18 protein-coding genes are annotated in these 22,907 nt (G+C 62.1%); 5 read left to right on the forward strand and 13 right to left on the reverse strand.

Translation table 11 applies throughout. The features are described from left to right. Positions 1–232: 232 nt before the first annotated feature. From DWX58_RS05145 to recJ, 8 genes are all read right to left on the reverse strand, one after another. Entirely contained in the window at positions 233–952 is a 720-nt protein-coding gene (locus DWX58_RS05145) for a helix-turn-helix transcriptional regulator (RefSeq protein WP_118641886.1), read from the reverse strand. Positions 953–1,035: 83 nt separating this feature from the next. Further along, positions 1,036–2,922, reverse strand: coding sequence for a glycoside hydrolase family 13 protein (locus DWX58_RS05150; protein WP_118641887.1), 1,887 nt, complete (start codon positions 2,920–2,922; stop codon positions 1,036–1,038). A gap of 44 nt (positions 2,923–2,966) precedes the next feature. After that, the gene (locus DWX58_RS05155; RefSeq protein ID WP_118641888.1) at positions 2,967–3,905 is read right to left on the reverse strand and encodes a nucleoside kinase; all 939 of its coding nucleotides are present in this window, start codon (positions 3,903–3,905) and stop codon (positions 2,967–2,969) included. 42 nt (positions 3,906–3,947) lie between these two features. Continuing rightward, positions 3,948–5,468, reverse strand: coding sequence for a coproporphyrinogen dehydrogenase HemZ (hemZ, locus tag DWX58_RS05160; RefSeq protein ID WP_118641889.1), 1,521 nt, complete (start codon positions 5,466–5,468; stop codon positions 3,948–3,950). 859 nt (positions 5,469–6,327) lie between these two features. Further along, positions 6,328–6,942 carry an MBL fold metallo-hydrolase gene (locus tag DWX58_RS05165; RefSeq protein WP_118641890.1) on the reverse strand — a complete coding sequence of 205 codons (615 nt, stop codon included), beginning with the start codon at positions 6,940–6,942 and terminating at the stop codon, positions 6,328–6,330. A gap of 108 nt (positions 6,943–7,050) precedes the next feature. Further along, positions 7,051–7,494 carry a D-aminoacyl-tRNA deacylase gene (dtd, locus tag DWX58_RS05170; RefSeq protein ID WP_118641891.1) on the reverse strand — a complete coding sequence of 148 codons (444 nt, stop codon included), beginning with the start codon at positions 7,492–7,494 and terminating at the stop codon, positions 7,051–7,053. A 71-nt stretch (positions 7,495–7,565) separates the two neighbouring features. Beyond that, the gene (locus DWX58_RS05175; protein WP_118641892.1) at positions 7,566–9,806 is read right to left on the reverse strand and encodes a bifunctional (p)ppGpp synthetase/guanosine-3',5'-bis(diphosphate) 3'-pyrophosphohydrolase; all 2,241 of its coding nucleotides are present in this window, start codon (positions 9,804–9,806) and stop codon (positions 7,566–7,568) included. Positions 9,807–9,923: 117 nt separating this feature from the next. Beyond that, positions 9,924–12,062 carry a single-stranded-DNA-specific exonuclease RecJ gene (gene recJ, locus DWX58_RS05180; RefSeq protein WP_243093263.1) on the reverse strand — a complete coding sequence of 713 codons (2,139 nt, stop codon included), beginning with the start codon at positions 12,060–12,062 and terminating at the stop codon, positions 9,924–9,926. A 750-nt stretch (positions 12,063–12,812) separates the two neighbouring features. Between recJ and mnmG the strand changes: the two genes are divergently transcribed. The 4 genes from mnmG to secG all read left to right on the forward strand — a co-directional run bounded on the left by mnmG (position 12,813) and on the right by secG (position 16,741). Beyond that, positions 12,813–14,690: a tRNA uridine-5-carboxymethylaminomethyl(34) synthesis enzyme MnmG gene (gene mnmG / locus DWX58_RS05185; protein ID WP_118641894.1), complete on the forward strand. Its 1,878-nt coding sequence runs from the start codon at positions 12,813–12,815 to the stop codon at positions 14,688–14,690. A gap of 286 nt (positions 14,691–14,976) precedes the next feature. After that, positions 14,977–15,888 (forward strand): MBL fold metallo-hydrolase, encoded by a 912-nt coding sequence (locus DWX58_RS05190; protein ID WP_118641895.1) that lies wholly within the window; start codon positions 14,977–14,979, stop codon positions 15,886–15,888. A 46-nt stretch (positions 15,889–15,934) separates the two neighbouring features. Continuing rightward, complete coding sequence (locus tag DWX58_RS05195) at positions 15,935–16,315, forward strand: RidA family protein (RefSeq protein WP_118641896.1); 381 nt, start codon at positions 15,935–15,937, stop codon at positions 16,313–16,315. 192 nt (positions 16,316–16,507) lie between these two features. After that, positions 16,508–16,741, forward strand: a complete 234-nt coding sequence (gene secG / locus DWX58_RS05200) for a preprotein translocase subunit SecG (protein WP_118641897.1) — start codon at positions 16,508–16,510, stop codon at positions 16,739–16,741. An 81-nt stretch (positions 16,742–16,822) separates the two neighbouring features. On the opposite strand, the gene DWX58_RS05205 is transcribed toward secG, so the two are convergent. The 5 genes from DWX58_RS05205 to DWX58_RS05225 all read right to left on the reverse strand — a co-directional run bounded on the left by DWX58_RS05205 (position 16,823) and on the right by DWX58_RS05225 (position 22,045). Further along, positions 16,823–17,437, reverse strand: coding sequence for a cytidylate kinase-like family protein (locus tag DWX58_RS05205; RefSeq protein ID WP_118641898.1), 615 nt, complete (start codon positions 17,435–17,437; stop codon positions 16,823–16,825). Positions 17,438–17,476: 39 nt separating this feature from the next. After that, positions 17,477–18,826 (reverse strand): SLC13 family permease, encoded by a 1,350-nt coding sequence (locus DWX58_RS05210; RefSeq protein WP_118641899.1) that lies wholly within the window; start codon positions 18,824–18,826, stop codon positions 17,477–17,479. Positions 18,827–19,181: 355 nt separating this feature from the next. Then, entirely contained in the window at positions 19,182–20,174 is a 993-nt protein-coding gene (locus DWX58_RS05215; RefSeq protein WP_118641900.1) for a pyridoxal-phosphate dependent enzyme, read from the reverse strand. Between the two features lie 11 nt (positions 20,175–20,185). Then, positions 20,186–21,619 carry a Na+/H+ antiporter NhaC gene (nhaC, locus tag DWX58_RS05220; RefSeq protein WP_118641901.1) on the reverse strand — a complete coding sequence of 478 codons (1,434 nt, stop codon included), beginning with the start codon at positions 21,617–21,619 and terminating at the stop codon, positions 20,186–20,188. Between the two features lie 57 nt (positions 21,620–21,676). Next, positions 21,677–22,045, reverse strand: a complete 369-nt coding sequence (locus DWX58_RS05225) for a RidA family protein (RefSeq protein WP_118641902.1) — start codon at positions 22,043–22,045, stop codon at positions 21,677–21,679. Positions 22,046–22,223: 178 nt separating this feature from the next. Between DWX58_RS05225 and DWX58_RS05230 the strand changes: the two genes are divergently transcribed. Further along, a complete protein-coding gene (locus tag DWX58_RS05230) occupies positions 22,224–22,889 on the forward strand; it encodes a PAS domain-containing protein (protein ID WP_199648684.1) in 666 nt (221 codons plus the stop codon). The last annotated feature ends 18 nt before the right edge of the window (positions 22,890–22,907 follow it).

Consider the following 22,907-nt stretch of genomic DNA (forward strand, 5'->3'; position numbering starts at 1 on the left):
CAGTTCTTTGGTAACTTTCTGTCTGCACAGAAAGTTACTCGCCCGCAGGCGAAATATCTTTTTTACGTTTCGTTCAGCAACAGACTCCGGCGGGCGGATGAGGACATCCGCCCCTACGGAGTATCTATACCCTATCCTCGGGCCGGTCTGGGACCGGTTCCAACATCCATCGGAATATCCAAGCGGAAATCGGGGCGGCAAACATGCAGTGGCGCATCTTCCTGCCATCCGGTCAGGGATTGCCCCACAGTGTCTGTACCTGCTCCGTTTCCCCCCCCATCCCGGAGAGCTTTGCCACAGGCTGGGTATAGCTCCTGCCCAATCCGTCCCGAACCAGGGCGCTTACCGTCGCATTCCCTCCGGCCGGGTATCTCATCTCCAGTTCGCCCCGGTAGACCGCCCCGCTCACCAGCTCCATGGTCAGGGTATACACCTCGCCGTTTCGGTCCACTGCCTCCAGTTCCAGCTCCATGCCCTCCGTCTGCCGGGCGGCGGTGACGGTAAAGGTATAGCAGATGAGGGCCTCATCCCGCTGCATCAAATAATAGTCCACATCAAACCCAACCACCAGAGGCTGCTCCGGGTCCAGGCTCTCCTCCGCCTCCACCAGCTGCCGCTCCAGCTCTCCGTTCCGCAGCCCCAGCCACACATTCCCGCCCAAGGACAGGGCACACACCAGGGTCAGCACCAGCACCCCCAGCCTCCAGCCTCGTCCGGTGGACGGAGCAGTCTGCCTCTCGGCTGTTTTTTCTCCCCCCTCCACCTGGAGCAGGTCATTGAGACTAACCCCAAACACCCGGCTCATGGCCACCAGTTTGTCCACCTCGGGCACCGCGCCGTCCATCTCCCAGCGGGACACCGCCTGGCGGGATACCCCCAGCTTTTCGCCCAGTCCCTCTTGGGAGAGATTGCGCTGCTTCCGTAATTCCTGAATCCGCTGTCCCAGCGTCATGGCTGCTCTCTCCTTTGCGTTTTTGTGTCCCCAGAATAGCACAAAGGGACGGATGGAGGCTACCATCCGTCCCTGACAGCATGTCAATCAGCAGTTGCGTCCCACTCGTCCCAGGGGAATTCCTCCCCCAGCTCCAGAGCCACCCCCGAGCGGGGGGGCACAGTGAGGGACAAGCCCTCCCACCGGTGCTCCACATGGGCACGGCCCAGCAGCGCCCGGGCAGGGCACCACAGCTCCAGCGTCTTTTCCACCGGCTCCTCCCCGGCGTTGAAGGCGCACAGGATGCGCTCCCCCTCAAACTCCCGCAGGAAGATAAGGAGCGCCCCCTGTCCGGCCAGATACCGGATGGACCCCCGGCGCAGGGCGGGGTGGCTCCCCCGCAGGCCGCCCAGGGCCCGGTACCAGTCCAGCAGTTCCCGGTCCTCGTGGCCCCAGGGGTAGGTCTGGCGGTTGAAGGGGTCCTCGAAGCCCTCCATGCCCGCCTCGTCCCCGTAGTAGACCGTGGGGGAGCCGGGGAAGCAGAAGAGGAGCAGGCTGGCCGCCCGCAGCAGGTCCTTGCCCCTCCGCCGCTGCTTGGGGGAGAGGCGGAAGGAGGCCCGCCAGTCCCGGGACTGGTCCCGGCACTCGCTGCCCGTCCCCAGCAGGGTGAGGATGCGGGGGGTGTCGTGGGTGCCCAGGGAGTTCATGGCGGAGTAGAAGGCGAAGGGGGGATAGTTCTCCTGTATGGTCTCCATGGCCTCCACAAAGTGCTCGCCGCCGCCCCCCAGGAAGAAGGAGAGGATGGCATTGCGGAGGGGATAGTTCATCAGGCCGTCGCAGTGGCCCCCCAGGATGTGCTTGCGGCGCACGCCGTAGGCAATTTTGGTGGAGCCGTCCTCCCACACCTCACCGATGACCACCGCTTCGGGCTTCTCCGCCCGGGCGGCCTCGTGGATGCCGTGGACAAAGTCGTCGGGCAGCTCGTCGGCCACGTCCAGCCGCCAGCCGTCCGCCCCCGCCCGCAGCCAGCGGCGGACCACGCTGTCCGCGCCGCCGAAGATGAAGTTGCGGTAGTCGGGGTTCCCCTCATTGACGGCGGGCAGGGAGTAGATGCCCCACCAGCTCTCGTACTTCTTGGGCCACTCGATGAAGTTGAACCAGGGGCGGTAGGGGGAGTCCCAGCTCTGGCTGGCTCCCACGGTGGGGTAGAAGCCGTCCCCGTTGAAGTAGCGGCTCACGTAGCCGGTGTGGTTAAAGACCCCGTCCAGCATCACCCGCATGCCCCGCTTGTGGGCCTCGTCGCACAGGCGGGTAAAGTCCTCGTTGGTGCCCAACATGGGGTCAATGCGGTCATAGTCGGCGGTGCCGTAGCGGTGGTTCTCGGCGGCTTCGAAGATGGGGTTGAAGTAGAGGGTGTCCACCCCCAGCCCCTTCAGGTAGTCCAGCTTCTCCAGCACGCCCTTGAAGTCCCCGCCGAAGAAGTCCCGGTTGCGGATCTCCCCCTTGTGGTCGGGGCGGTACTCGGGCATCTCCTCCCAGCTCTGGTGGACGGTGCGGCCGCCCACCATGCCGGCGGGGTTGGGGATACGGCTGCGGCGGAAGCGGTCGGGGAAAATCTGGTAGGTGACTCCCTCCCCGAACCAAGTGGGAACGGCCTCCGCGCCGTCATAGACGGTGAGCTGGTGGTGGCCCAGCTCCCGCTTGCGCCCGTCGATGCCCTCCAGCACAAAGGAATACCACACCAGGCCCACATAGTCCCCGGTGTCCAGAGTAGCCCGGAACAGGTCCCGGTCCAGCTCCACGCCCACCCAGGGCATGGGCAGCTTGACCACCTGGCCGTCCCGGCTCTCAAAGCGGGCGGTGAGGGTGGCCCGGGAGAAGCCCTCCGCCCGTGGGGGCCGGAGGGTGAAGGTGACGGCAGTCCCGGAGGGCACCGCCCCGTAGGGGCTTTTATACCGGATGTCGCGGGAATCATAGGTTGGTTGGTACATGGAATCACTCCGCGTTTTCTAGGATAAAAAAGGTCTCAGGGCCCTCAGTGGTACTTGTAGCTGCCGCCGCCGATGAACTCCCGCAGCAGGGAGTCCTTGGGCACCAGGGCGGGATCGATGGGCTCAAAGAACTGGAAGGCGTCAATGAGCTGCAGCAGCTCGTCGTGGCGGTCATTCTCCTCGGGTACGGACTGGAGAATGGGGACGGCGTAATTGCGCATTACAGACACCTCATAGGGCAGGGAGGAGTCGAAAATGATGTCCGCCCGGGTCTTGTAGGGGGAGATATAGAGCTTCTCGCCCCGGCGGACGTTGGCCCACATCTCCAAAGTCTCGGCCACGCCGGTGCCCCGGAAGTTATGGTCCCGGACGGCTCGGCGGGTCAGCCGCATCCAGGTCCCCTTGAAGCGCAGGGTGGAGCCCTCGTTCACATTGGACCGGGCGGAGATATAGAGCTTGGTGGCCTCGGGATGGCGGCCGGCGATGTCGTCGTTGAGGGCGTGGATGCCCTCGAAGATGGCGATCTCGTTTTTCTCCAGCTTCATGGGGGTGCCCAGGGAGTCGTTGCGCATCTGCCGGGCAAACTCAAACTTGGGGATGATGATCTCCTCGCCCCGGGCCAGAGCGGCGAAGTGTTTGTCCAGCAGCTCCATGTCCAGGCACAGGGGGGACTCGTAGTCGATGCTGCCCTCGGGGGTGCGGGGGGCGATCTTGGGGTTCATGGTCTTGAAGTAGTTGTCCATGGCCACCGCCCGGGATTCCACGCCTCGGCGGCGCAGCTCCTCGGCAATCTTCATGGCCGTGGTGGTCTTGCCCGAGCCGGAGGGGCCGGAGAGCAGCACAATGGGGCTCTTGTCCAGGTTGGCCAGAATCTTGTCCGCCGCCAGGGACACCCGCTGGGCGTAGCTCTCGTCGCACTCGGCCAGGAAGGCCTCCACGTCCGTCTGAATCCGTCGGTTGATTTCCTGCAGTTGATAAGCCATAAAAGCTCCTTTCCATCGGGGCCGCCGCGCCCCGGCAGGGGTTTATCGGGGCCGGGCCCCGGCGTAAAACCGGACCAGCTCCTCCTTCTGGGAGAGAACCTTGTCCAGAGAGGCGAGATAGTCCTGGGGATATTTGGGGTTGGGCAGGCGGACAATCTGTCCTTTCTCCGGGTCCACCAGCTTGGTGACGCCCCCGCCGCCGATGGAGACCACGGTGTGCAGCTCCTCCATCATGGCGATGTTGTAGACGCTGTCCAGGCTGGGCAGGGTCCAGCCCACGTTTTCCAGGGAGCCGGACATGTACTTCTGCCGGTAGAGGTAATAGGGGCGGTAGCCCCCGCCCCCCAGGGCGTCCAGGGAGTACTCCAGCATCCGGGCGGTCTCCTCGCCGGAGGGGATGGCCCCACCTTTTTCCATCAGGGTAGATCCCTTTTTCAGGGCCAGAGTGTGGACGGTGATGTTCTCCGGAGCCATGGCCAGCACCCCGTCCAGGGTGCGGCAGAAGCCCTCATAGCTGTCCCGGGGCAGTCCGGCGATGAGGTCCATGTTGATGGAGTCAAAGCCCACCTCCCGGGCCAGGGCGTAGGCCTCCCGGATGTCCTGGGCCGTGTGCCGCCGGCCGATGGCCCGCAGCACCTCATCCTCCAGGGTCTGGGGGTTGATGGACACCCGGCCGATGCCGTGGGCCTTGAGCACCTCCAGCTTTTCCCGGGTAATGGTGTCCGGCCGTCCGGCCTCCACCGTGTATTCCACGCAATTCTCCACGGGCAGATGGGCCTTACAGGCGGCAAGCACCCGGTCCATCTGTCCGGCGGACAGGGTGGTGGGGGTGCCGCCTCCCATGTAGAGGGTGCGCACGGTGAGGCCCGCCTGGTTCAGAGCCTTTCCGGTGGCCTCAATCTCGCTCAGAAGGGCCTCCACATAGGGGTCCACCAGCTTCATGGTCCGGCCCACATCGGCAGAGACGAAAGAGCAGTAGGCGCAGCGGGTGGGGCAGAAGGGGATGCCCACATACACCGACACCGTGCCCGTGCCCAGCACCTGCTGGGCCGCCAGGCTGGCTTTGGCACAGTCCAGGGCCAGCTGGGCCCGGCGGGGGGACACCCGGTACTCCTCTTCCAGCTCTTTTCGAGCCTCTTCGGGGGAGGCGCCCTCCTTCATGGCCCGGGTGGGCAGCTTCACCGGGCGCACGCCGGTGAGGGCGCCCCAGGGGGGCTCGTGGCCCAGCAGGGCGGTGCCCGCCTGGTAGAAGGCCAGCTTCAAGGCGTGCTGCACCACGTGGTAGACCGCGTGGGGGTCCTGGTCAAGATCCGCAGCGGGGAAGGTGCGCTTCCCCTGGGCGGTTTTGCCCTCCCAGGCCACCTGGGCGTTGAGAACGGCGGTGTCTTCCTGTGTCTCCAGGGAGAAGAGAGCGGCAGCGGGCTCTCCCTCCAGTGTACGGGGGAGGTCCTCCGGGTATTCCGGCCGTTCCCCAGGGAAGAGGGTGAGCATCATTTGCTCGGCGGAGTAGCGGTAGCGCTCCGGCTGCCAGGGGGTGGTGGTTTCCTGAAAATAGAGCTTCATGCTTCACCTTCTCAATGGTTTCGGCCTGTGGGCCGGTGGTTCGTGGGGAAAAATCGAAACGATGGATGCCCCCGTCTTATGGCGGCTCACTCGCAGGGGCGGATATGATCTACCCGTCCCATCACGGCATTTTTGTAGGGGCGGATGTCCCATCCGCCCGCTTTGACCGGCTGGATGTGGGGATTTCGCCTGCGGGCGAGTTCCTTTTGCAGCGGTGCAAAAGGAACCAAAAACCCGCCGGGGGCGGCTCACGGGCATTTACAATGCCCTATCCCGCCTCCCCGGGACCCCCCTGATATGTTTACGGGAGAGCCATCAAGAACGCAGCAAATATCCAACCGGCGCGGGAAAAGCCCAGAATGGGTGTCTCAGCGCCAACCGCTGCCGCTAAGAAGCGGTTGAATAATCACCTACTTCTACAAGGGACATCGCGCCTAACTTTCTCCCCTCGCGGGAGGGCTCCGGTGGACGGTTCCGTCGCCGGGACGTGCGCGGGATTGCCGGAACGGTGCGGTGAAACACCCCCGCGTTCCGGTACTGCACCCGGCTGCGGGTTTCGTCGCCTGCTTCGGTGGTTTTCCGCTGAACCTTCCAAGGCCCCACCAGCCCCCGGGGGGGTACATCCAATAGGGGGGACCGCAGTCCCCCCCTGTGTTGGTCGTTTTAAGGAGGGGGGATTTCAAAGGGGGGAGGGAAATCGAAATCCCTCCCACCTTTGACAGTTCTTTGGTGACTTTCTGTCTGCACAGAAAGTCACTCGCCCGGGGGCGAAACATTTTTTCCCGTGGTTTACTTATGCGAGCAGCCGTAAAAGCCGCACCCATTAAAAATCCAGCACACGAAATAACAAATGTTTCTCTTAGTGCGCCATAGCCTCCCGCAGGAAGGGATTGCTTCTCCGCTCCCGCTCCAGGGTAGAGGTCACATCGTGGCCGGGGCAGACGTGGTAGTCTCCCTCCAGCTCACCCAGCCGCTTCAGGGAAGCCATAATCTCCGCATAGCTGCCGCCGGGCAGGTCGGTGCGTCCGCAGGACCCGGCAAAGAGGGTGTCGCCGCAGAAGAGCACGTCGCTCACCTTCAGAACCACGCTGCCCTTGGAGTGGCCGGGAGTGTGGAGCACCTCAATGGTGAGGGCGCCCAGGGTAAGCTTGTCCCCCTCATCATAAAGAAGCAGGTCCTCCACCTGTCCGGCCAGGGGGAAGAGCTGAGAGCCCGCCCCGTTGGCGTCGGCCTCATGGATATAGATTTTAGCCTTGGGCAAGGCGCGGTGGAGCTCCGGCACACCGGTGGTGTGGTCGTAGTGTCCGTGGGTGAGGAGAATATACTCCACCTCCACCTTGTTCTCCTCCAGCGCCTTTAAAATCCGCCCGGCCTCGTCGCCGGGGTCAATGACCGCGGCCTTGCCGGTGGTGTCGTCCTCCAGAATGTAGCAGTTGGTGCCGATGGGCCCCACCTGCATGACCTTAACCTTCATACAATCAAAACCCCTTGTTTCAGAGTGAAGAGTGAAGAGTTGAGAGTGGAGAGAGCAAAGACGGACATCTCCACTTTTCACGCTTCACTCTCAACTCTGTAAAAATGCTTATTTTGCCTCGGTGTCAAACAGGATGGTCACCGGGCCGTCGTTCACCGAGGCCACCTTCATGTCGGCGCCGAACTGGCCGTGCTCCACCTGGAAGCCCCGCTGGCGGCACCGGTCCAGGAACCGCTCGTAGAGGGGGATGGCCAGGTCGGGCTTGGCCGCCCGGGAGAAGCCGGGGCGGCGGGAGGAGGTATCGGCGTAGAGGGTAAACTGGCTGATGACCAGCATGGCCCCGCCCACCTGCTCCAGGCTCAGGTTCATCTTTCCGTTCTCGTCCTCAAAGACCCGCAGATTGCAGATTTTCTCCGCCAGCTTGTCGCAGATCTCTTCGGTGTCCTCCGGGCCCACGCCCAGCAAAATCAAATATCCTTTTTCAATGGCGCCCTCCACCGCTCCGTCAATGGTGACGGAGGCGGAGGACACACGGGTCACAACCGCCCGCATGGTTTCACATCCTTTGATTTCTTCTTATCGCCCCGCGGGCTCATTCTGCATTCTGCATTCTGCCTTCTGCATTACTTACCTGACGCTCTGGCCACCTGATACACGCCCTGAATGTTGTTGAGCTTGTTGATGACCGTGCTCAGCTCGTCCTTGTTCTTGACCTCCACCACCATGTTGACGGTGGCGTAGCCGTCGGGCTGGGAGCGGGCAGAGAGGGCGGACACCTTCACCTTGGCGGAGGAGAGGGCCATGGCCACATCCAGGGTCAGGCCGTCCCGATCCTTGGCGGAGAGCTCCAGGGCCGTCTTGTAATGGGGCAGGCTGCTGTTCACCCAGGACACCTTCACCCAGCGGTCGGCCTCCTCGGGCTTGCGCTTGTCGGGGGCGGCGTTGGGGCAGTCGGCCCGGTGGACGGACACGCCGTAGCCCCGGGTAATGAAGCCGATGACCGGGTCGCCGGGAACGGGGGTGCAGCACTTGGCGAACTTCACCAGGCAGTTGCCCAAGCCCTCCACGATGATGCCCGAATCGGTGTGCTTATTGGAGCCCTTCAGCTGTCCGGCCTCCACGGGGGCGCTCATGCCGGGGACGATGACGCTCTCGGCGGTTGTCTTGGCGGCGGCGGCCGCCTTCTCCGCCTGGAGTCGGCCCAGACGCAGCAGCTCATCCTTCACCCGGGCCACCGCCTTGGTGGCGGTGGTGCCGCCGTAGCCGATGGTGGCATACAGCTCATCCAGGGTGCCGAAGCGCACCTTGCGCAGGATGTGGGGCAGGACCTCCTCGCCGGTGATGGCGGACATGGGGATCTTGGCGTGCTTCAGCTCGGCCTCGAAGGCGGCACGGCCGGTGGCGATGTTCTCCTCCCGGCGCTCCTTCTTGAACCACTGGCGGATCTTGTTCCGGGCCTCGTTGGACTTGCAGATCTTCAGCCAGTCCCGGCTGGGGCCCTTGGCCGCCTTGGAGGTGATGACCTCCACGATCTCACCATTTTGCAGCTGGTAGTCGTAGGGAACCATCCGGCCGTTCACCCGGGCGCCCACCATGGTGTTGCCCACGGCGGAGTGGATGTTGTAGGCAAAGTCGATGGGGGTGGCGCCGGCGGGCAGGTTCACCACGTCGCCGTTGGGGGTGAAGACAAAGACCTCGTCGGCAAAGAGGTCCACCTTCAGGGTGCGGACAAACTCCTCCGCGTCGGTGTCCTGCTGGTTTTCCAGCAGCTTGCGCACCCACTCAAACTCGTGCTCGGTGCCCAGGTTCTTGTTGGCCAGGCCCTGCTTATACTTCCAGTGGGCCGCCACGCCGTACTCCGCGGTCTGGTGCATCTCCCAGGTGCGGATCTGCACCTCGAAGGGGATGCCCTCCCGGCCGATGACGGTGGTGTGGAGGGACTGGTACATGTTGGGCTTGGGGGTGCCGATATAGTCCTTGAACCGGCCCAGCACCGGCTTGAACATGTCGTGAATACAGCCTAAGACGTTGTAGCACTCGGGGATGTCGTCCACAATCACCCGGAAGGCGTACAGGTCGTAGATCTCGTCCAGAGTCTTGTTCTGGGTGAACATCTTGCGGTAGATGGAGTAGGTGTGCTTCACCCGGCCGTAGACCGTGCAGTGGATACCCTCCTGGCGAAGGCGCTGCTGGATGCGGTGCTGGATGCCCGCCAGGAACTCCTCGTGGGCGGAGGAGCGTACCGCCAGCTCATCCTCAATCTCCTTGTAGCCCACCGGGTCCAGATACCGCAGAGCCAGGTCTTCCAGCTCCCACTTCAGCTTCTGCATACCTAAGCGGTGGGCGATGGGGGCATAGATCTCCATGGTCTCCAGGCTCTTCTCCCGCTGCTTCCGGGGGGACTGGTACTCCATGGTGCGCATGTTGTGCAGCCGGTCACAGATTTTAATGAGAATCACCCGGATGTCTTGGGCCATAGCCATGAGCATCTTGCGGAGGTTCTCCATCTGCTCCTCTTCCTTGGTGACGTACTGCACCCTGGTCAGCTTGGTGACGCCCTCCACCAGGTCAGCCACCGTCTCGCCGAACTTTTTGGCGATCTCCTGGTGGGTGGAGGCGGTGTCCTCGATGCAGTCATGGAGCAGGGCAGCGATCACGCTGTCCACATCCAGCCCCAGGTCGGCCACGATCTCGGCCACCGCCAGGGGGTGGATGATATAGGGCTCGCCGCTTTTGCGCAGCTGGCCGTTGTGGGCGGCGTCGGCGTAGGTGAATGCGTCGTACAGCCGCTTGGTATCCAGATTGGGGGTGTAAGCGGCCACCTTGTCCTCCAGGGCATGATAGCGCTCCAAAATGGGATCCATAAAATCACCCTCTCAGTTCGATCGGAGTTATGAGATAGGGAGGTAGGAGGATTCGCTCTCCGCTCCCCGTAAGTTCATTCTGCAATGTTTCCCCGCGAGGCCATTCTGCATTCTGCATTATCCCTCGCCCAGGGCCTCCCGCAGGCGGCAGAGGATTTCTGAGGCCTGCAAATCCACCTTTTTCTCCACACGGTTGATGGTGATGCGGATGCGGCCGGTGTTCTGGGCCAGGGAGATGAGGCCCCGCTCCTCCATGACCTCCAGGCACAGCATGGTGCGGGTGGGAATCTCCCGCTGGCCCGCCGAGCGGGCCACCCCCCGTGCAATGCGGGGGAGGGTGTCCTCCACGGGGACGCCGGGGGCGCTGTGGCGCTCCAGATAGCGCCACAAATCCACAAACTCCCACCGCTCGGGGAGCAGGAACCGGGCCTCCTGGGGGGTGAGGGGCTCCTGACGGCGGAATTTTTCATAAATGGCCCGCTCCATCTGGGCCCTGGACAGGGCCAGACGCAGGTCCACCACCTGGAGCTGCAGGTCACGCCGGCCGCGGAATTCGTTAATTTGGGGATAGAAGGCCACATCCACCCGGCAGTCGGGGTACAGGCCCAGCTGACTGCCGTCGGCGGAGAACCAGATGGCCTCCAGCACCGTGCCCCGGGACTCCAGCCGCAGCTTCAAATGCCGCCCCTGGCCCACCTGGCACAGGGACTGGACCCTTGCCCCCTGGAGGACCAGCAGAGGCCGGGGATTTCCGGTGCCCCAGGGCTCCAGACGCTCCAGGCTCTCCACCGCCTCCGCGGTGAGCACCCGGGCTTCCACCGCCGCGTCGGCCTCCAGCTGGGAGACGTACTCCTCCTCCCGGCCCGCCAGCAGCCCCCGCAGGGCCTGGGCCAGAGCGGGGATGTTCTCTTCCCGCACGGTGAAACCGGCGGCCAAGGCGTGGCCTCCGAAGTTTTCCAGCAGGGGGGCGCAGGCCTCCAGCAATTCAAAGAGGTTGACCCCGCCCCAGGACCGGCAGGAGCCCTTGCCCATCCCCTTGTCCAGGCAGATCATGAAGGCGGGGCAGCCGTAGCGCTCGGTGAGGCGGGAGGCCACGATGCCCACCACGCCCTGGTGCCAGTGCTCGTCGGCCAGGACGATAGCCCCGGACTGGGGGCTCCGGTCCAGGCGGCGGACGCACTGCTGGAAGATGTCTCCCTCAATGGCCTGGCGCTCCCGGTTGAGCTGACACAGCTCCTGGGCCAGCTCCCGGGCGCGGGCCCGGTCCCGGGTGAGCAGCAGCTCCACCGCCTCCATGGCCCGACCCATCCGCCCGGAGGCGTTGAGCCGGGGGGCCAGGGTGTAGCCCACAAAGACGGAGTTCACCGCCCGCTCGTCGTTGGCGGCGCTGTGGATGAGCTCGGCAAAGCCCAGCCGCCGGGGGGGATTGAGGGCGCTGAGGCCCCGGCTGACAATGCGCCGGTTCTCCCCGGTCATGGGCATCACGTCGGCCACCGTGCCTACCGCGGCCAGGTCGCAGAAGCGGGCAAAAATCTCCTCCGCCCGGTCCTCTCCGGCCACCGCCATGGCCAGCTTCAACGCCACGCCCACTCCGGCCAGACCCTTGAAGGGGTAGGGGCAGTCGGGGCGGCAGGGGTCCACCACCGCCGCGGCGGCGGGGATGGCCTCCTTGCAGGTGTGGTGGTCGGTGATGATGACTTCCATACCCAGGGACCGGGCCACTTCCGTCTCTTCCAGGGCGGTGATGCCGCAGTCCACGGTAATGATGAGGGAGACTCCCTGGGCCGCCAGGGCGGCCACCGCCTCCCGGTTGACGCCGTAGCCCTCCTCCAGGCGGCAGGGGATGTAGGGCAGGACCTCCAGGCCCTCCCCCCGGAGAAATTCCGTGAGCAGACAGGTGGAGGTAATGCCGTCCACGTCGTAGTCGCCGTAGACCGCCACCCGCTCGCCCCGGCGGATGGCCAGGCGCACCCGCTCCACCGCCTTGTCCATGTCCGCCATGAGCAGGGGGTCGCACAGGGGCTCCCACTCCGGGGCGAAGAGGTGGGCGGCTTCCGTGGCCGAGGTCACGCCCCGGGCGGCAAGCACCGCGCTCAGCAGGGAGGACAGGCCGGCCTCCTCCAGAGCCTGCCGGGCCTCCGGCGTGCCCTGGGAAACCTTCCAGCGCTGGTATTTCATTGTCCTGCCGCCCCCTTTCTGAACCAGCCCTTCCCCCGAGGGGGTAGACTGGGGCAGTATCAACTTATAGTATAGCATATTTGCAGGTCTTCCTTCAAGTGAAAATCCACCCCCTGCCGCCGCCTGGAGGGGACGCCTGGGGTGCTCCATAGGGACGCACCATGTGCGCCTGACATACCGAGTCTCATAGTTGTGTGGGGAGATTTCGCCTGCGGGCGAGTTCCTTTTGCAGCGGTGCAAAAGGAACCAAAAGACCGCCGGGGGCGGCTCACGGGCATTTACAATGCCCTATCCCGCCTGCCCCCGGACCCCCATTTTTTACGAAGGAGCCATCAAAAACGCAGGAAATAGCTTACCGGCGCGGGAAAAGCCCAGGATTGGTGTCTGTATGCCAACCGCTGCCGCTAAGGTTTGGTTGAATGACCACCTACTTCTACAAGAGGCATCGCGCCTGCCTTTCTGCCCTCGCGGAAGGGCTCAGGTGGACGGCTCCGTTACCGGGACGTGCGCGGTATTAGCGAAAACGTGCTGTAAGTCGCACCGTGTTCCGGTGCCGCACCCGGCTGCAGGTTTCGTCGCCTGCTCCGCCAATTTTCCGCTGGACCTTCCAGGGCACTGCCAGCCCCCGGGGGGTACATCCAATAGGGGGGGCGAAACCATCCCCTTCTCCCGTCCTGCCCGCAGGCAAAACTCCCCCCCAATCTCCTTCATCCCCCTCAGCACTTGCCCCAACCAAGGATTCGTGATAAAATATTTTCCACATTTTTGGGTGGATACACCCCTCTGCGGGCATCCACACTCCAACCATCAGTAAGGACGGAAACCCCAATGGACACCTATTTTGCCGGACAATTTGACATCGCCGTCATCGGCGCGGGGCACGCAGGCATCGAGGCCGCCCTGGCCGCCGCCCGCATGGGCCTTCGCACCCTGTGCTTCACCGTCAACCTGGACGCGGTGGGCAACATGCCTTGTAACCCTGCCATCGGCGGCACAGGCAAGGGCCACCTGGTGCGGGAACTGGACGCCCTGGGCGGCGAGATGGGCAAGGCCGCCGACAAGGCCTGCATCCAGTACCGGCTTCTGAACCGGGGCAAGGGCCCGGCGGTCTGGTCCCTCCGGGCCCAGGCGGACCGCCGCACCTACCAGCGGGTGATGAAGGCCACCCTGGAGAACCAGGACAACCTGTGGGTGAAGCAGGCGGAGGTGGTGGAAATCCGCACCGAGAACGGGGCGGTGTCCGCCGTGGTCACCCACACTGGGGCCCTCTACCAGGTGCGGGCCGCCGTGGTGGCCACAGGCACCTATCTGGGTGGCCGCACCATTGTGGGCGAGGTGGTCCGGGACTCCGGCCCCGACGGCCTGGCCGCCGCCCTGCCGCTCACTCAGTGTCTGGTGGACCTGGGCCTCTCCATCCGCCGCTTCAAGACGGGCACGCCTCCCCGAGTCCACGCCCGCAGCGTGGACTTCTCCAAGATGGAGCTCCAGGAGGGGGACGAGGACGGCCTTCGCTTCTCCTTCCAAACGGAGGTACCCCCGGAGAACCGTGCGGTGTGCTACCTCACCTACACCAATGAGAAGACCCATGAGATTATAAGGGCCAACCTGGACCGCTCCCCCCTGTACGACGGCACCATCGAGGGGGTGGGCCCCCGGTACTGCCCCTCCATTGAGACGAAAATTGTCCGCTTCCCGGACAAGGAGCGCCACCAGCTCTTCGTGGAGCCCATGGGTCTGGACACCCGGGAGCTCTATATCCAGGGCTTTTCCTCCTCTCTGCCCGAGGACGTGCAGATCGAGATGCTCCACACCATCCCCGGCCTGGAGCACGCCGAGATGACCCGGGCGGCCTACGCCATTGAGTACGACTGCGTGGACCCCACCCAGCTGCTGCCCACCCTGGAGTGCAAGGAGATTCCCGGTCTCTACGGTGCGGGGCAGTTTAACGGCTCCTCCGGCTATGAGGAGGCCGCCGTCCAGGGCTTTGTGGCCGGTGTAAACGCGGCTTTGAAGCTGCTGGGCAAGCCCCCCTTTATCCTCCGCCGGGACCAGGGGTACATCGGGGTGCTCATCGACGACCTGGTGACCAAGGGCACCAACGAACCCTACCGCATGATGACCTCCCGCACGGAGTACCGCCTCCTCCACCGCCAGGACAATGCCGACCGGCGGCTCACCCCCCTGGGGTATGAGCTGGGACTGGTGTCCCGGGAGACCTATAAGAGGGTGGAGGAGAAGTACCGGGCGGTGGACCGGGAGGTGAGCCGTCTGGAGCACACGGGCACGCCCCCCACACCGGAGCTGGACAAGCTGCTGGAGGAGCGGGGAGAGCCCCGGGTGAAGGACGGGGCCCGGCTGGCGGATCTGCTCCGCCGCCCCCGGCTGAGCTATGAGGATTTGGCCCCCTTTGACCCCCAGCGGCCCGATCTGGACCCCGCTGTGGTGCGGGAGGCGGAGATTACCATCAAGTACGCCGGCTACATTGACCGGCAGCTTCGGCAGGTGGAGGAGATGCGCCGCCTGGAGGAGCGCCCTCTGCCCGATGATGTGGATTACCTGTCCCTCACGGGCATCCGCCTGGAGGCGCGGCAGAAGCTCCAGGAGATTCGCCCCCTGAACCTGGGCCAGGCTAGCCGGGTGTCCGGCGTCTCCCCGGCAGACGTGGCGGTACTCATGGTCTACCTCAAACAACGCGAGCTTTCTTGAAAGAAAGCTCGGCAAAGAACTTTCTGCGAAGCTCCGCTTCGCCTCTGCGCCCGCCTGACAGATTTGCAATGGGACACAGGTGACGGCCCGCCTGGCAGCGCTCCGCAGGGGCGGATATGATCCGCCCATCATTTCAGTGGTTCCGCTAAGGCGGAACGTCGAATCCCTTCACTCTCCACTCTTCACTCTCCACTCTTCACTCTCTGTTCCGGTTATTTCCCGGGACAATCCACATACTACCCAAAACCCGTTGGGGCGGCCCCGCCGCCCTGTGGAGGCAGTACTCATGAAGCTCTCACAAGTAAAAGGAAACACCTGGGTGGCGGAGGGGATGGAGCTCATTCCCTTCTACAAGCTGGACGAGCACCGGTGCATCCTGCTGGACACCGGCCTGCTCAGCGAGCGGGAGGAGCTGGAAGGGGCCCTGCTGGACCAGGGCCTGACCCCGGCGGGCATCCTGTGCTCCCATGCCCACGTGGACCACTGCGGCAACAGCGGCTACTTCCAGCAGAAGTACCGCATCCCCGTGGCCCTCACCGCCCCCGAGGCAGCCATGTGTCAGAACGTCCTCACCCTCAAGTGCTATTTTCTCACCCTGTCCCCGGACACGGTGGAGCGGGAATCGGCCTGTATGATTCACACACCGGATGTGATTCTCCCCCCGGAGGACGGCCCCTTCTCCTTCGCCGGGGCGGAGTTTACCCTCATCCACACCCCCGGCCACTCGGCGGGCCATGTGTGCACCGTCACACCGGACGGGGTGTGCTACCTGGCCGACGCGGTGCTGAGCCACGAGCTGCTGGGGGCCAAGCTGCCCTACAACCTGTCCCAGGCCATGGCCATGGACAGCCGGGAGAAGCTGCGTGGCCTGCCCTACGACACCTACATCATGGCTCACCACGGGGTGTGCACGGGTGAGGAGCTGCCCCATCTCCTGGACGCGAACCAGTCTCTCATCCGCACCCGGGCGGAGGAGATCCGCGCCCTCATTCCCCGGCCCATGACCCTCAGCCAGATTGATGCCGCCGTGTGCGCCTACTACCAGCTCTTCACCCACAAGCCCAACCGGGCCCTGCGTTTTGAGCGCAACATCCGCTTTTTTGTGGAGTACCTGGTGGACCGCGGGCTCTTGGAAGTGCGCTGCCGGGGCGGCGTGGCCCTCTACGGCCCTCCTTCCTCCCAAGCTGCGGCCCAATGAGTGCCGCATGATATAACCACATTCAGAATTGAAAGGAGCCTTTCCCATGAAAACCGTCATCTCCACCTCCAACGCCCCTTCCGCCATCGGGCCCTATTCCCAGGCCATCAAGGCGGGCAACCTGCTCTTCGTCTCCGGCCAGATCCCTCTGGATCCCGCCACCGGCGACCTCATCCTCGAGGAGACCATCCAGGCCCAGACCACCCAGGCCCTGAAGAACCTCTCCGCCATCCTGGAGGAGGCAGGCGCCACTCTGGAGAATGTGGTCAAGACCACCGTGTTCCTCAAGGACATGGAGGACTTTGCGGCCATGAACCAGGTGTACAAGACCTTCTTCCCCTCCGACTGCCCCGCCCGCTCGGCGGTGCAGGTGGGCCGTCTGCCCAAGGACGTGCGGGTGGAGATCGAGGCCATCGCCGCCCTGTAACTCCGGCCTATCTTGTGTCCGCCCCCTTGGGCGGCCCCTATATGGGCGAAATCCGGCCTGGAATCGGGATTTTTTCCAAAAAAGCTTGCATTTCCTCTGCTTTTATGGTATCCTTGTTTCTGCGTCCGGATTACCGCCGGAGCTTTTTGTGATTTTTCGCCCGCTGCGGGCTTTGAAAGGAACGATTTTACCATGCTGAAGCTCATTGTGACCATCATTCAGGTGCTTTGCGGCCTGGTCCTCATTGCCGTCGTTATGCTCCAGTCGGGCAAGAGCGCCGGTCTGTCCGGTGCCATCTCCGGTGCGGCCGATACCTTCCTGTCCAAGAACAAGGCCAAGTCCGTGGACGCCAAGCTGGCCAAGATGACCAAGTGGGTGGCCATCGCCTTTATGCTGCTCACCCTGTCTCTGTGCATCATTCACTAAGGCAAACCGAAACAAAATGAAAGCGTGCGCTCTGAGAGAGCGCACGCTTTTTTTACTTATCGGGCAGGGGAGGGGAGACGCTCACACCTCCTGCAGGCGGTTGGTGCGAATGCGGGCACGGATGTACAGCTCCAGCTGCTCCACCGTTCCCTGAATCCCCAGCTTGGAGCTGTTGATGCACAGATCGTAGCTCCGGGAGTCGCCCCACTTTCCCTTGCAGTACTGGTTGTGGTAGTGCTTGCGCCGCTTGTCCCGGCGGACCATCAGCTCCAGGGCCTCCTCCTCGGAGATGGCGCCCCGGGCCATAGTCCGCTCTTTTTTGAACCACTGGTCCGCCAGCACAAAGATGGAGATCCGTCCGGGATAGTCCTTCAGCACCTCCTCGGCGCACCGGCCCACCACCAGGAAGGAGTCCCCTGCGGCAGCCCGGTCCCGGAGATACTGGAACTGCATCTCGGCAATCACGTCCTCCGGCGCATTGCTGAAGCCGTTCACCGTGCGGTAAAACACCCGGGTTCTGGGCGACTCGTCGTACCGCTCCATGCGCTCGGGATTGAGCCCCTTCTCCTCGGCAATGTGCCGGAGCATGTTCTCCTCCAGCAGAGGCAGGGAGAACCGCTCGGCCAGCCGCCGGGCAATCTCATGACCACCGCTTCCGAATTCCCGTCCCAGAGTGATAATCAGTTGTTCCGACATATGACTTCCCCCTTTTCAACAAATCAGCGGCACGCCGCCTTAGAAGTAACGCACGAACATAAAGAGCATGGAAATGAGAATCACGATCACCGTGGCCGGGGCCATGATCTTGCAGTACTTGCCCCAGCTGATGGGGTGGCCGCTCTTGGCGGCGATGGAGGTGCCCACCACGTTGGCGGAGGCGCCGATGGGAGTGGCGTTGCCGCCGATGTCGGTGCCCATGGCCAGGGCCCAGGCCAGGGTGTCCATGTGGATGCCCTGGACTTCCGCCAGGCTGCGGATGACGGGGATCATGGTGGCGGCAAAGGGAATGTTGTCAATAAAGGCGCTGGCCACGGCCGAGCCCCAGATGATAATGGCAATCACCATCAGGGGATTGCCGCCGCTGGCCTTGCTGATGAGGCCCGCCAGAATTTCCAGCACGCCGGTCTGCTCCAGGCCGCTGACCACCACGAAGAGGCCCACGAAGAAGAGCAAGGTCTTGTAGTCCACCCGCCGCAGCAGGCTTCCGGCCCGCTTTCCTGCCGTCAGCAAGGTGGCCAGGGCGGCCAGCACGCCGATGCAGGAGACGGTGAGATGGGTCTGGGCGTGGGTCACCAGCAGCACCACCGCAAAGAAGAAAATCACACAGCTGGTGACAAAAGCCTGGCGGTTGACGATCGCCTCTTTGGGGTCGGGGTAGTGATCGGGCCGTACCGCGCCGGAGGCGGGCTTCAGCTCCTTGTGGAAGCAGAAGTAGAAGTAAATCAGCACAAAGATCAGGGAGATTCCCGCCATTACACCGGTGTTGGTGATGAAATCCGCGAAGGAGTAGCCCAGGGAGGTGCCAATGATGATGTTGGGCGGGTCACCGCACATGGTGGCCGAGCCGCCCAGGTTGGCACAGAAAATTTCCGAGAGAATGAGGGGCACCGGATCCAGCTTCAGTATCCGGGCCAGTTCCACCGTGACGGCAGCCAGGAACATAATGACGGTGATGCTGTCAATAAACATGGCAAGGCCTGCGGACATCACCATAAAGGTCATAAAGATGGGCACCGTGCGGTAGTGAACCGCCTTGGCGATGGTCATGCACAGCCAGCGGAAAAAGCCGCTGTCCCCCATGCCCTCCACCATGATCATCATGCCGGCAATGAAGGTAATGGTCTCCCAGTTGATACCGGTGGAGCTGGACCCGCCGCCCGCCTGGTACCAGAAGCTGGTGTGGGTAAAGCTGTGGAGACTCAGGGCCTCCAGCACCGCTTCTTTGCTGTTCATAATGAGCCCGAACACCACCACCAGGGTAAGCAGGGCGCACCCCAGGGTGACAATGTGCCGCTCAATCCGCTCGGACACAATCAGGACGAACATGACAATAAAAATGACCAATGCCGCAATCTGCGCGCTCATGTATCTCGCCTTCCTTCCCAAACCCGGCACCCGGTGGATTTTGTCCGTCGGGTACCAAACGCTTCGGTAATTATACCCCCCTTCTCACGCCCCAGGCAAGCCAAGGACCGCCCTTTTGCCGTTTAGATTCCGCTAATTTTTTATGTATTTATTTATTTTATCCTATTTTTATTACTTATTTTTGTTTATAATGCACAGTTTCTTGGCGGGGAGCCCTCCGTCCGAGGGCCCCGCTTCCGGGTCCCTTTCCGTAATGCAAGGGGGGCGGGCCCATCCTATGGGCCCGCCCCTTGTCCAAGGAATCCGGCGGCACAAAAATGAAACATTCTGTGCTGCCCTATGAGTACTTTCCTTTTTATGTGTACTGATAAAAGAGCGATGCAAATCCCCCTGAGTGCACAAGGCAGGCTCCCTCACGCCTCGCCAATCCCCGGGACAACAGATCGCACATGCCCCAGGCAGTTTTGGCTGTGTAGATGCGCTCCAGGAAAATACCTTCCCTTTGAGCCAGGCGTCGGATCATTTCCTCCGACTCCTTTGTCGGAATTCCCCAGCCCTCGCCCCGGTATGCCTCATGGATGGTCATAACGGAGTCCACCGGCACGTCCGGAACCAGCCCCGTGTACTCCTTTAGCCCCTGGAAAAGCTTGTCCAAAATAGCCTCCAGTGTCTTCTTGGTATTTTCCACTGTAATGACGTGCACGTGGAACGGTCCGCCCAGTAGGGCCGTCCCAAACACTACCCCTGCGGCTAATCCTCCGTTCCCTCCGGGCACAAACAGGTCTCGGATGGGCACTTCCGTCTTTTCTCTCACCAGTTCCAGGGGAAGATGGAAATAGCCTATCGCCCCGTGCACACTGGTTGCCCCGTTTTCTACCACATAGGGCTTCCTGCCCTCTCTGCGCAGCCGATCCGCCAGTTCCTCCACATAGCGGTCCCGCTCCTGTTCCGGAATGGACCCAATATAGTGCTCCTCCACGCCGGAGAGGTGGTTGAGGAGCATATTGCCGGCCAGATGCTCAGGCTTTGGATTGTTGTGCACCAGAATGCACGACACTCCCAGCCGACAGCAGGCGGAGGCAGCAATGGAGCACAGGTTGGAGTTCTCCTGCCCCGAGGCAATCACCACATCACACCCCCGGTCCAGGGCCTCCCCCAGCAAATACTCCAGGGGACGCACCTTGTTGCCGCCTGGCCCCACTCCGTTCAGATCATCCCGTTTGATGAAAACGGGACCGGTCTTCTGCTCCTCTTCCAACCGATACAGCCGCTGCACAGGCGTGGCAAATCCACAAAGCTGCCTTCTGGGAAAGGCAGACAATGCCGCCTCCAGTTCTTTTTCCGTCATGCTCTCACTCCTCAGATGGGCTTTCCGGTCTGTTTGTCATACTTCTTGCACTTCAGGGTCAAATGTACCGCCTCATCACTACGGAAAACACCAAATCCGATGTAGGCAGTGACCACCGCCAGCACAGGCGAGAGAATGGCCAGCAGATTAAAGGGCAGATACTGCATAACCGACACACCGAACAGCCCGGTATAAAGGATGGCCGACGCATCCCAGGGAACAATGGAGCCAAGGACGGTACCGGTGCATTCCAGTGTCCGGGACATGACACATGGGTTGACGTCCATATCGTCAAAGGCATCCCGGAAGGCAATGGCAGGCAGACTGAGGGTACAGGACTGTCCCGCACCGCCGAACATCAGTGCAACGCCCGTCACCGTAAGAGACAACACCAGGCCGCCCACAGACTTGACCACCTTGCACAGGCTGTCCATCAGTCGGTGCAGCACACCGGTCCGCTCAAAAATACCGGAGAACATGCCCGCACCAATACACAGGAAAATGGTCTCCGCCATTCCCAGGGCACCGCCTCGGGAGAGCAATTCATCCACATCCGCGTTTCCCGTGTTGCTCACAAAGCCGCTGATGGCCGCGGTAATCACATCGTTAAGAGAAGCGCCCTGGAAAACCATGGCCCAAATACAGCCCAGCACCAGGCCGCCTGCAAACACAGGGATGGTAGGCTTCTTCATGGCAGAAAGCACCAGCACAAAGAGAAGGGGCACCAGCATGAGCACACCCACATTACAGGAGCCCAGCAGGCTGTCCGAGAGCACCTTCACTGCCGATAAATCCGCCTCACCGCTGCCATAACGCAGGCCCAGCACGGTATAAACCACAATGGCAATGATGGAGGCAGGCATGGTCACATACAGCAGGGACATAATGTGGTCAAACAGCTTGACGCCCGAGGTAGCGGAGGCAAGCAGCGTGGTATCCGAGAGGGGAGACAGCTTGTCACCCACCAGTGCGCCGGAGATAATCGCGCCGGCAGCCATTTCCACAGGCACCCCCAGGCCCTGGGCGATGCCAATGAGGGCAATGCCCATGGTCCCCGCCGTACCCCAGGAGGTTCCGGTGACAATGGAAGTAATGATGCAGATAATGAATGCCACAGGCAGGAACAGCTTGGGATTAATCAGGTTTACGCCGTAGTACAGCATCGTCTGAACACTGCCGGCCGAAATCCAGACACCAATCAGCATGCCGATCAGGATCATGACAATTACGGTCTGGTTTACCCGGCCGATTCCCTTCATGGCCGACTCTTCCAGCTCCTCCCAGGAGTAGCCCAGGAAGATACCGAACACCCCTTCTACGCAGATGGCCGCCGTCAGACCCAGCATAATACTGACCCCGAGAAAAATAAGAATCAACAGTACAATTAACGGGGCAAAAAATCCAAACAGTGCCAGGCCAGCCGTAAGTTCCCTCTTTTTCCTCATGTCAATATCCCCCTTACGTAATATAAATTTCAGCCGCTTTGATCCTCCTGCCGTTCCTCAGCAATGGGCAATAACTTCAATCTCACACAGCACTCCCTTGGGCAGTTCCCGCACCGCTACACAGGAGCGAGCGGGCTTTTGAGTAAAATAGGTCTCATACACCGCGTTGAACTGGGCAAAGTGCCCCATGTCCGCTAAAAAGCATGTAGTCTTTACCACCTGCTCCAGACCGCTTCCCCCTTCGCTCAGCACTGCAGCCACATTTCTGCAGGCCTGATGGGCCTGAGCCTCAATACCCTGAGGAATGGCGCCGGTGGCCGGATCCACCGGAATCTGTCCGGAAGTAAAAATCAGATTTCCCAGGCGGATGCCCTGAGAGTAGGGACCAATGGCGGCAGGTGCCTTATCTGTATGGATTGCGTTCATGAAATCGCTCCCTTTCTCTTTAGCCGGCTAGTGTACTGTTATTATAATAATAAAATTTAATTTAGTCAATAGCATTTTATTCATTCATGAAACTTTTTTTCACTCAGCCGTTGCGGCTGGAAAATTTTTTCGTTATAATGGAAAAAAAGCGTTCTTGAATACGCAGGAAGGACTCGGAATGGTGTCGGAAGAATTGACATTGACAAAAACAGACCGGGCAATTCTGGCCTCCTATGAGACCATGCTGGATGGGCTGGCCCTCTATCTGGGAGACAGCTATGAGTTTGTGCTCCACAGTCTGGAGGACCTGAGCCACTCGGTCATCAAAATTATCAACGGCCATTACACCCAGCGTACCGTGGGCGCCCCCATCACCGACCTGGCGCTCACCATGCTCCACAACATTCAGGAGAAGCAGACCCCCCAGTCTCTGGTCTACTTGAACCGCCGGGACGGACATACCCTGAAGTCCACCACCATTCCGGTGGTGGGAGAGGGAGGGCGGATCATCGGTCTGGTATGCATGAATTTCCAGTGTGATGTACCCCTGTCCCAGTTTATCTCCGGACTGTTTCCGCAGACGCCCGCCGTCCTCCCCGCCAAGGAAACGGAGAGCTTCAACGCAGACATTGAGGACGTCATCTCCGTGGCCATGGAGAAGGCCCGGGAGGCGGTCTACGCCGATCCCCAGATTTCCTCCACCAACCGGAACAAGGAGATTGTCCGCCTGCTCTACGAGCAGGGCGTGTTCAACATTAAGGACGCGGTCATCCGGGTGGCGGACAGTCTGGGCATCTCCAAGAATACCGTCTATCTTCACCTGCGCAACCTGAAGCACGACTGAGCAGCAAAAAAGCGGGCC

The organism is Pseudoflavonifractor sp. AF19-9AC, assembly GCF_003478995.1.
GTDB lineage: Bacteria > Bacillota > Clostridia > Oscillospirales > Oscillospiraceae > Lawsonibacter.

Excerpts from the sequence above, each read along its gene's own strand:
- DWX58_RS05145 (WP_118641886.1), bottom strand. The coding sequence starts at position 952 with ATGACGCTGGGACAGCGGATTCAGGAATTACGGAAGCAGCGCAATCTC.
- DWX58_RS05150 (WP_118641887.1), bottom strand. The coding sequence starts at position 2,922 with ATGTACCAACCAACCTATGATTCCCGCGACATCCGGTATAAAAGCCCC.
- DWX58_RS05155 (WP_118641888.1), bottom strand. The coding sequence starts at position 3,905 with ATGGCTTATCAACTGCAGGAAATCAACCGACGGATTCAGACGGACGTG.
- hemZ (WP_118641889.1), bottom strand. The coding sequence starts at position 5,468 with ATGAAGCTCTATTTTCAGGAAACCACCACCCCCTGGCAGCCGGAGCGC.
- DWX58_RS05165 (WP_118641890.1), bottom strand. The coding sequence starts at position 6,942 with ATGAAGGTTAAGGTCATGCAGGTGGGGCCCATCGGCACCAACTGCTAC.
- dtd (WP_118641891.1), bottom strand. The coding sequence starts at position 7,494 with ATGCGGGCGGTTGTGACCCGTGTGTCCTCCGCCTCCGTCACCATTGAC.
- DWX58_RS05175 (WP_118641892.1), bottom strand. The coding sequence starts at position 9,806 with ATGGATCCCATTTTGGAGCGCTATCATGCCCTGGAGGACAAGGTGGCC.
- recJ (WP_243093263.1), bottom strand. The coding sequence starts at position 12,062 with ATGCTATACTATAAGTTGATACTGCCCCAGTCTACCCCCTCGGGGGAA.
- mnmG (WP_118641894.1), top strand. The coding sequence starts at position 12,813 with ATGGACACCTATTTTGCCGGACAATTTGACATCGCCGTCATCGGCGCG.
- DWX58_RS05190 (WP_118641895.1), top strand. The coding sequence starts at position 14,977 with ATGAAGCTCTCACAAGTAAAAGGAAACACCTGGGTGGCGGAGGGGATG.
- DWX58_RS05195 (WP_118641896.1), top strand. The coding sequence starts at position 15,935 with ATGAAAACCGTCATCTCCACCTCCAACGCCCCTTCCGCCATCGGGCCC.
- secG (WP_118641897.1), top strand. The coding sequence starts at position 16,508 with ATGCTGAAGCTCATTGTGACCATCATTCAGGTGCTTTGCGGCCTGGTC.
- DWX58_RS05205 (WP_118641898.1), bottom strand. The coding sequence starts at position 17,437 with ATGTCGGAACAACTGATTATCACTCTGGGACGGGAATTCGGAAGCGGT.
- DWX58_RS05210 (WP_118641899.1), bottom strand. The coding sequence starts at position 18,826 with ATGAGCGCGCAGATTGCGGCATTGGTCATTTTTATTGTCATGTTCGTC.
- DWX58_RS05215 (WP_118641900.1), bottom strand. The coding sequence starts at position 20,174 with ATGACGGAAAAAGAACTGGAGGCGGCATTGTCTGCCTTTCCCAGAAGG.
- nhaC (WP_118641901.1), bottom strand. The coding sequence starts at position 21,619 with ATGAGGAAAAAGAGGGAACTTACGGCTGGCCTGGCACTGTTTGGATTT.
- DWX58_RS05225 (WP_118641902.1), bottom strand. The coding sequence starts at position 22,045 with ATGAACGCAATCCATACAGATAAGGCACCTGCCGCCATTGGTCCCTAC.
- DWX58_RS05230 (WP_199648684.1), top strand. The coding sequence starts at position 22,224 with ATGGTGTCGGAAGAATTGACATTGACAAAAACAGACCGGGCAATTCTG.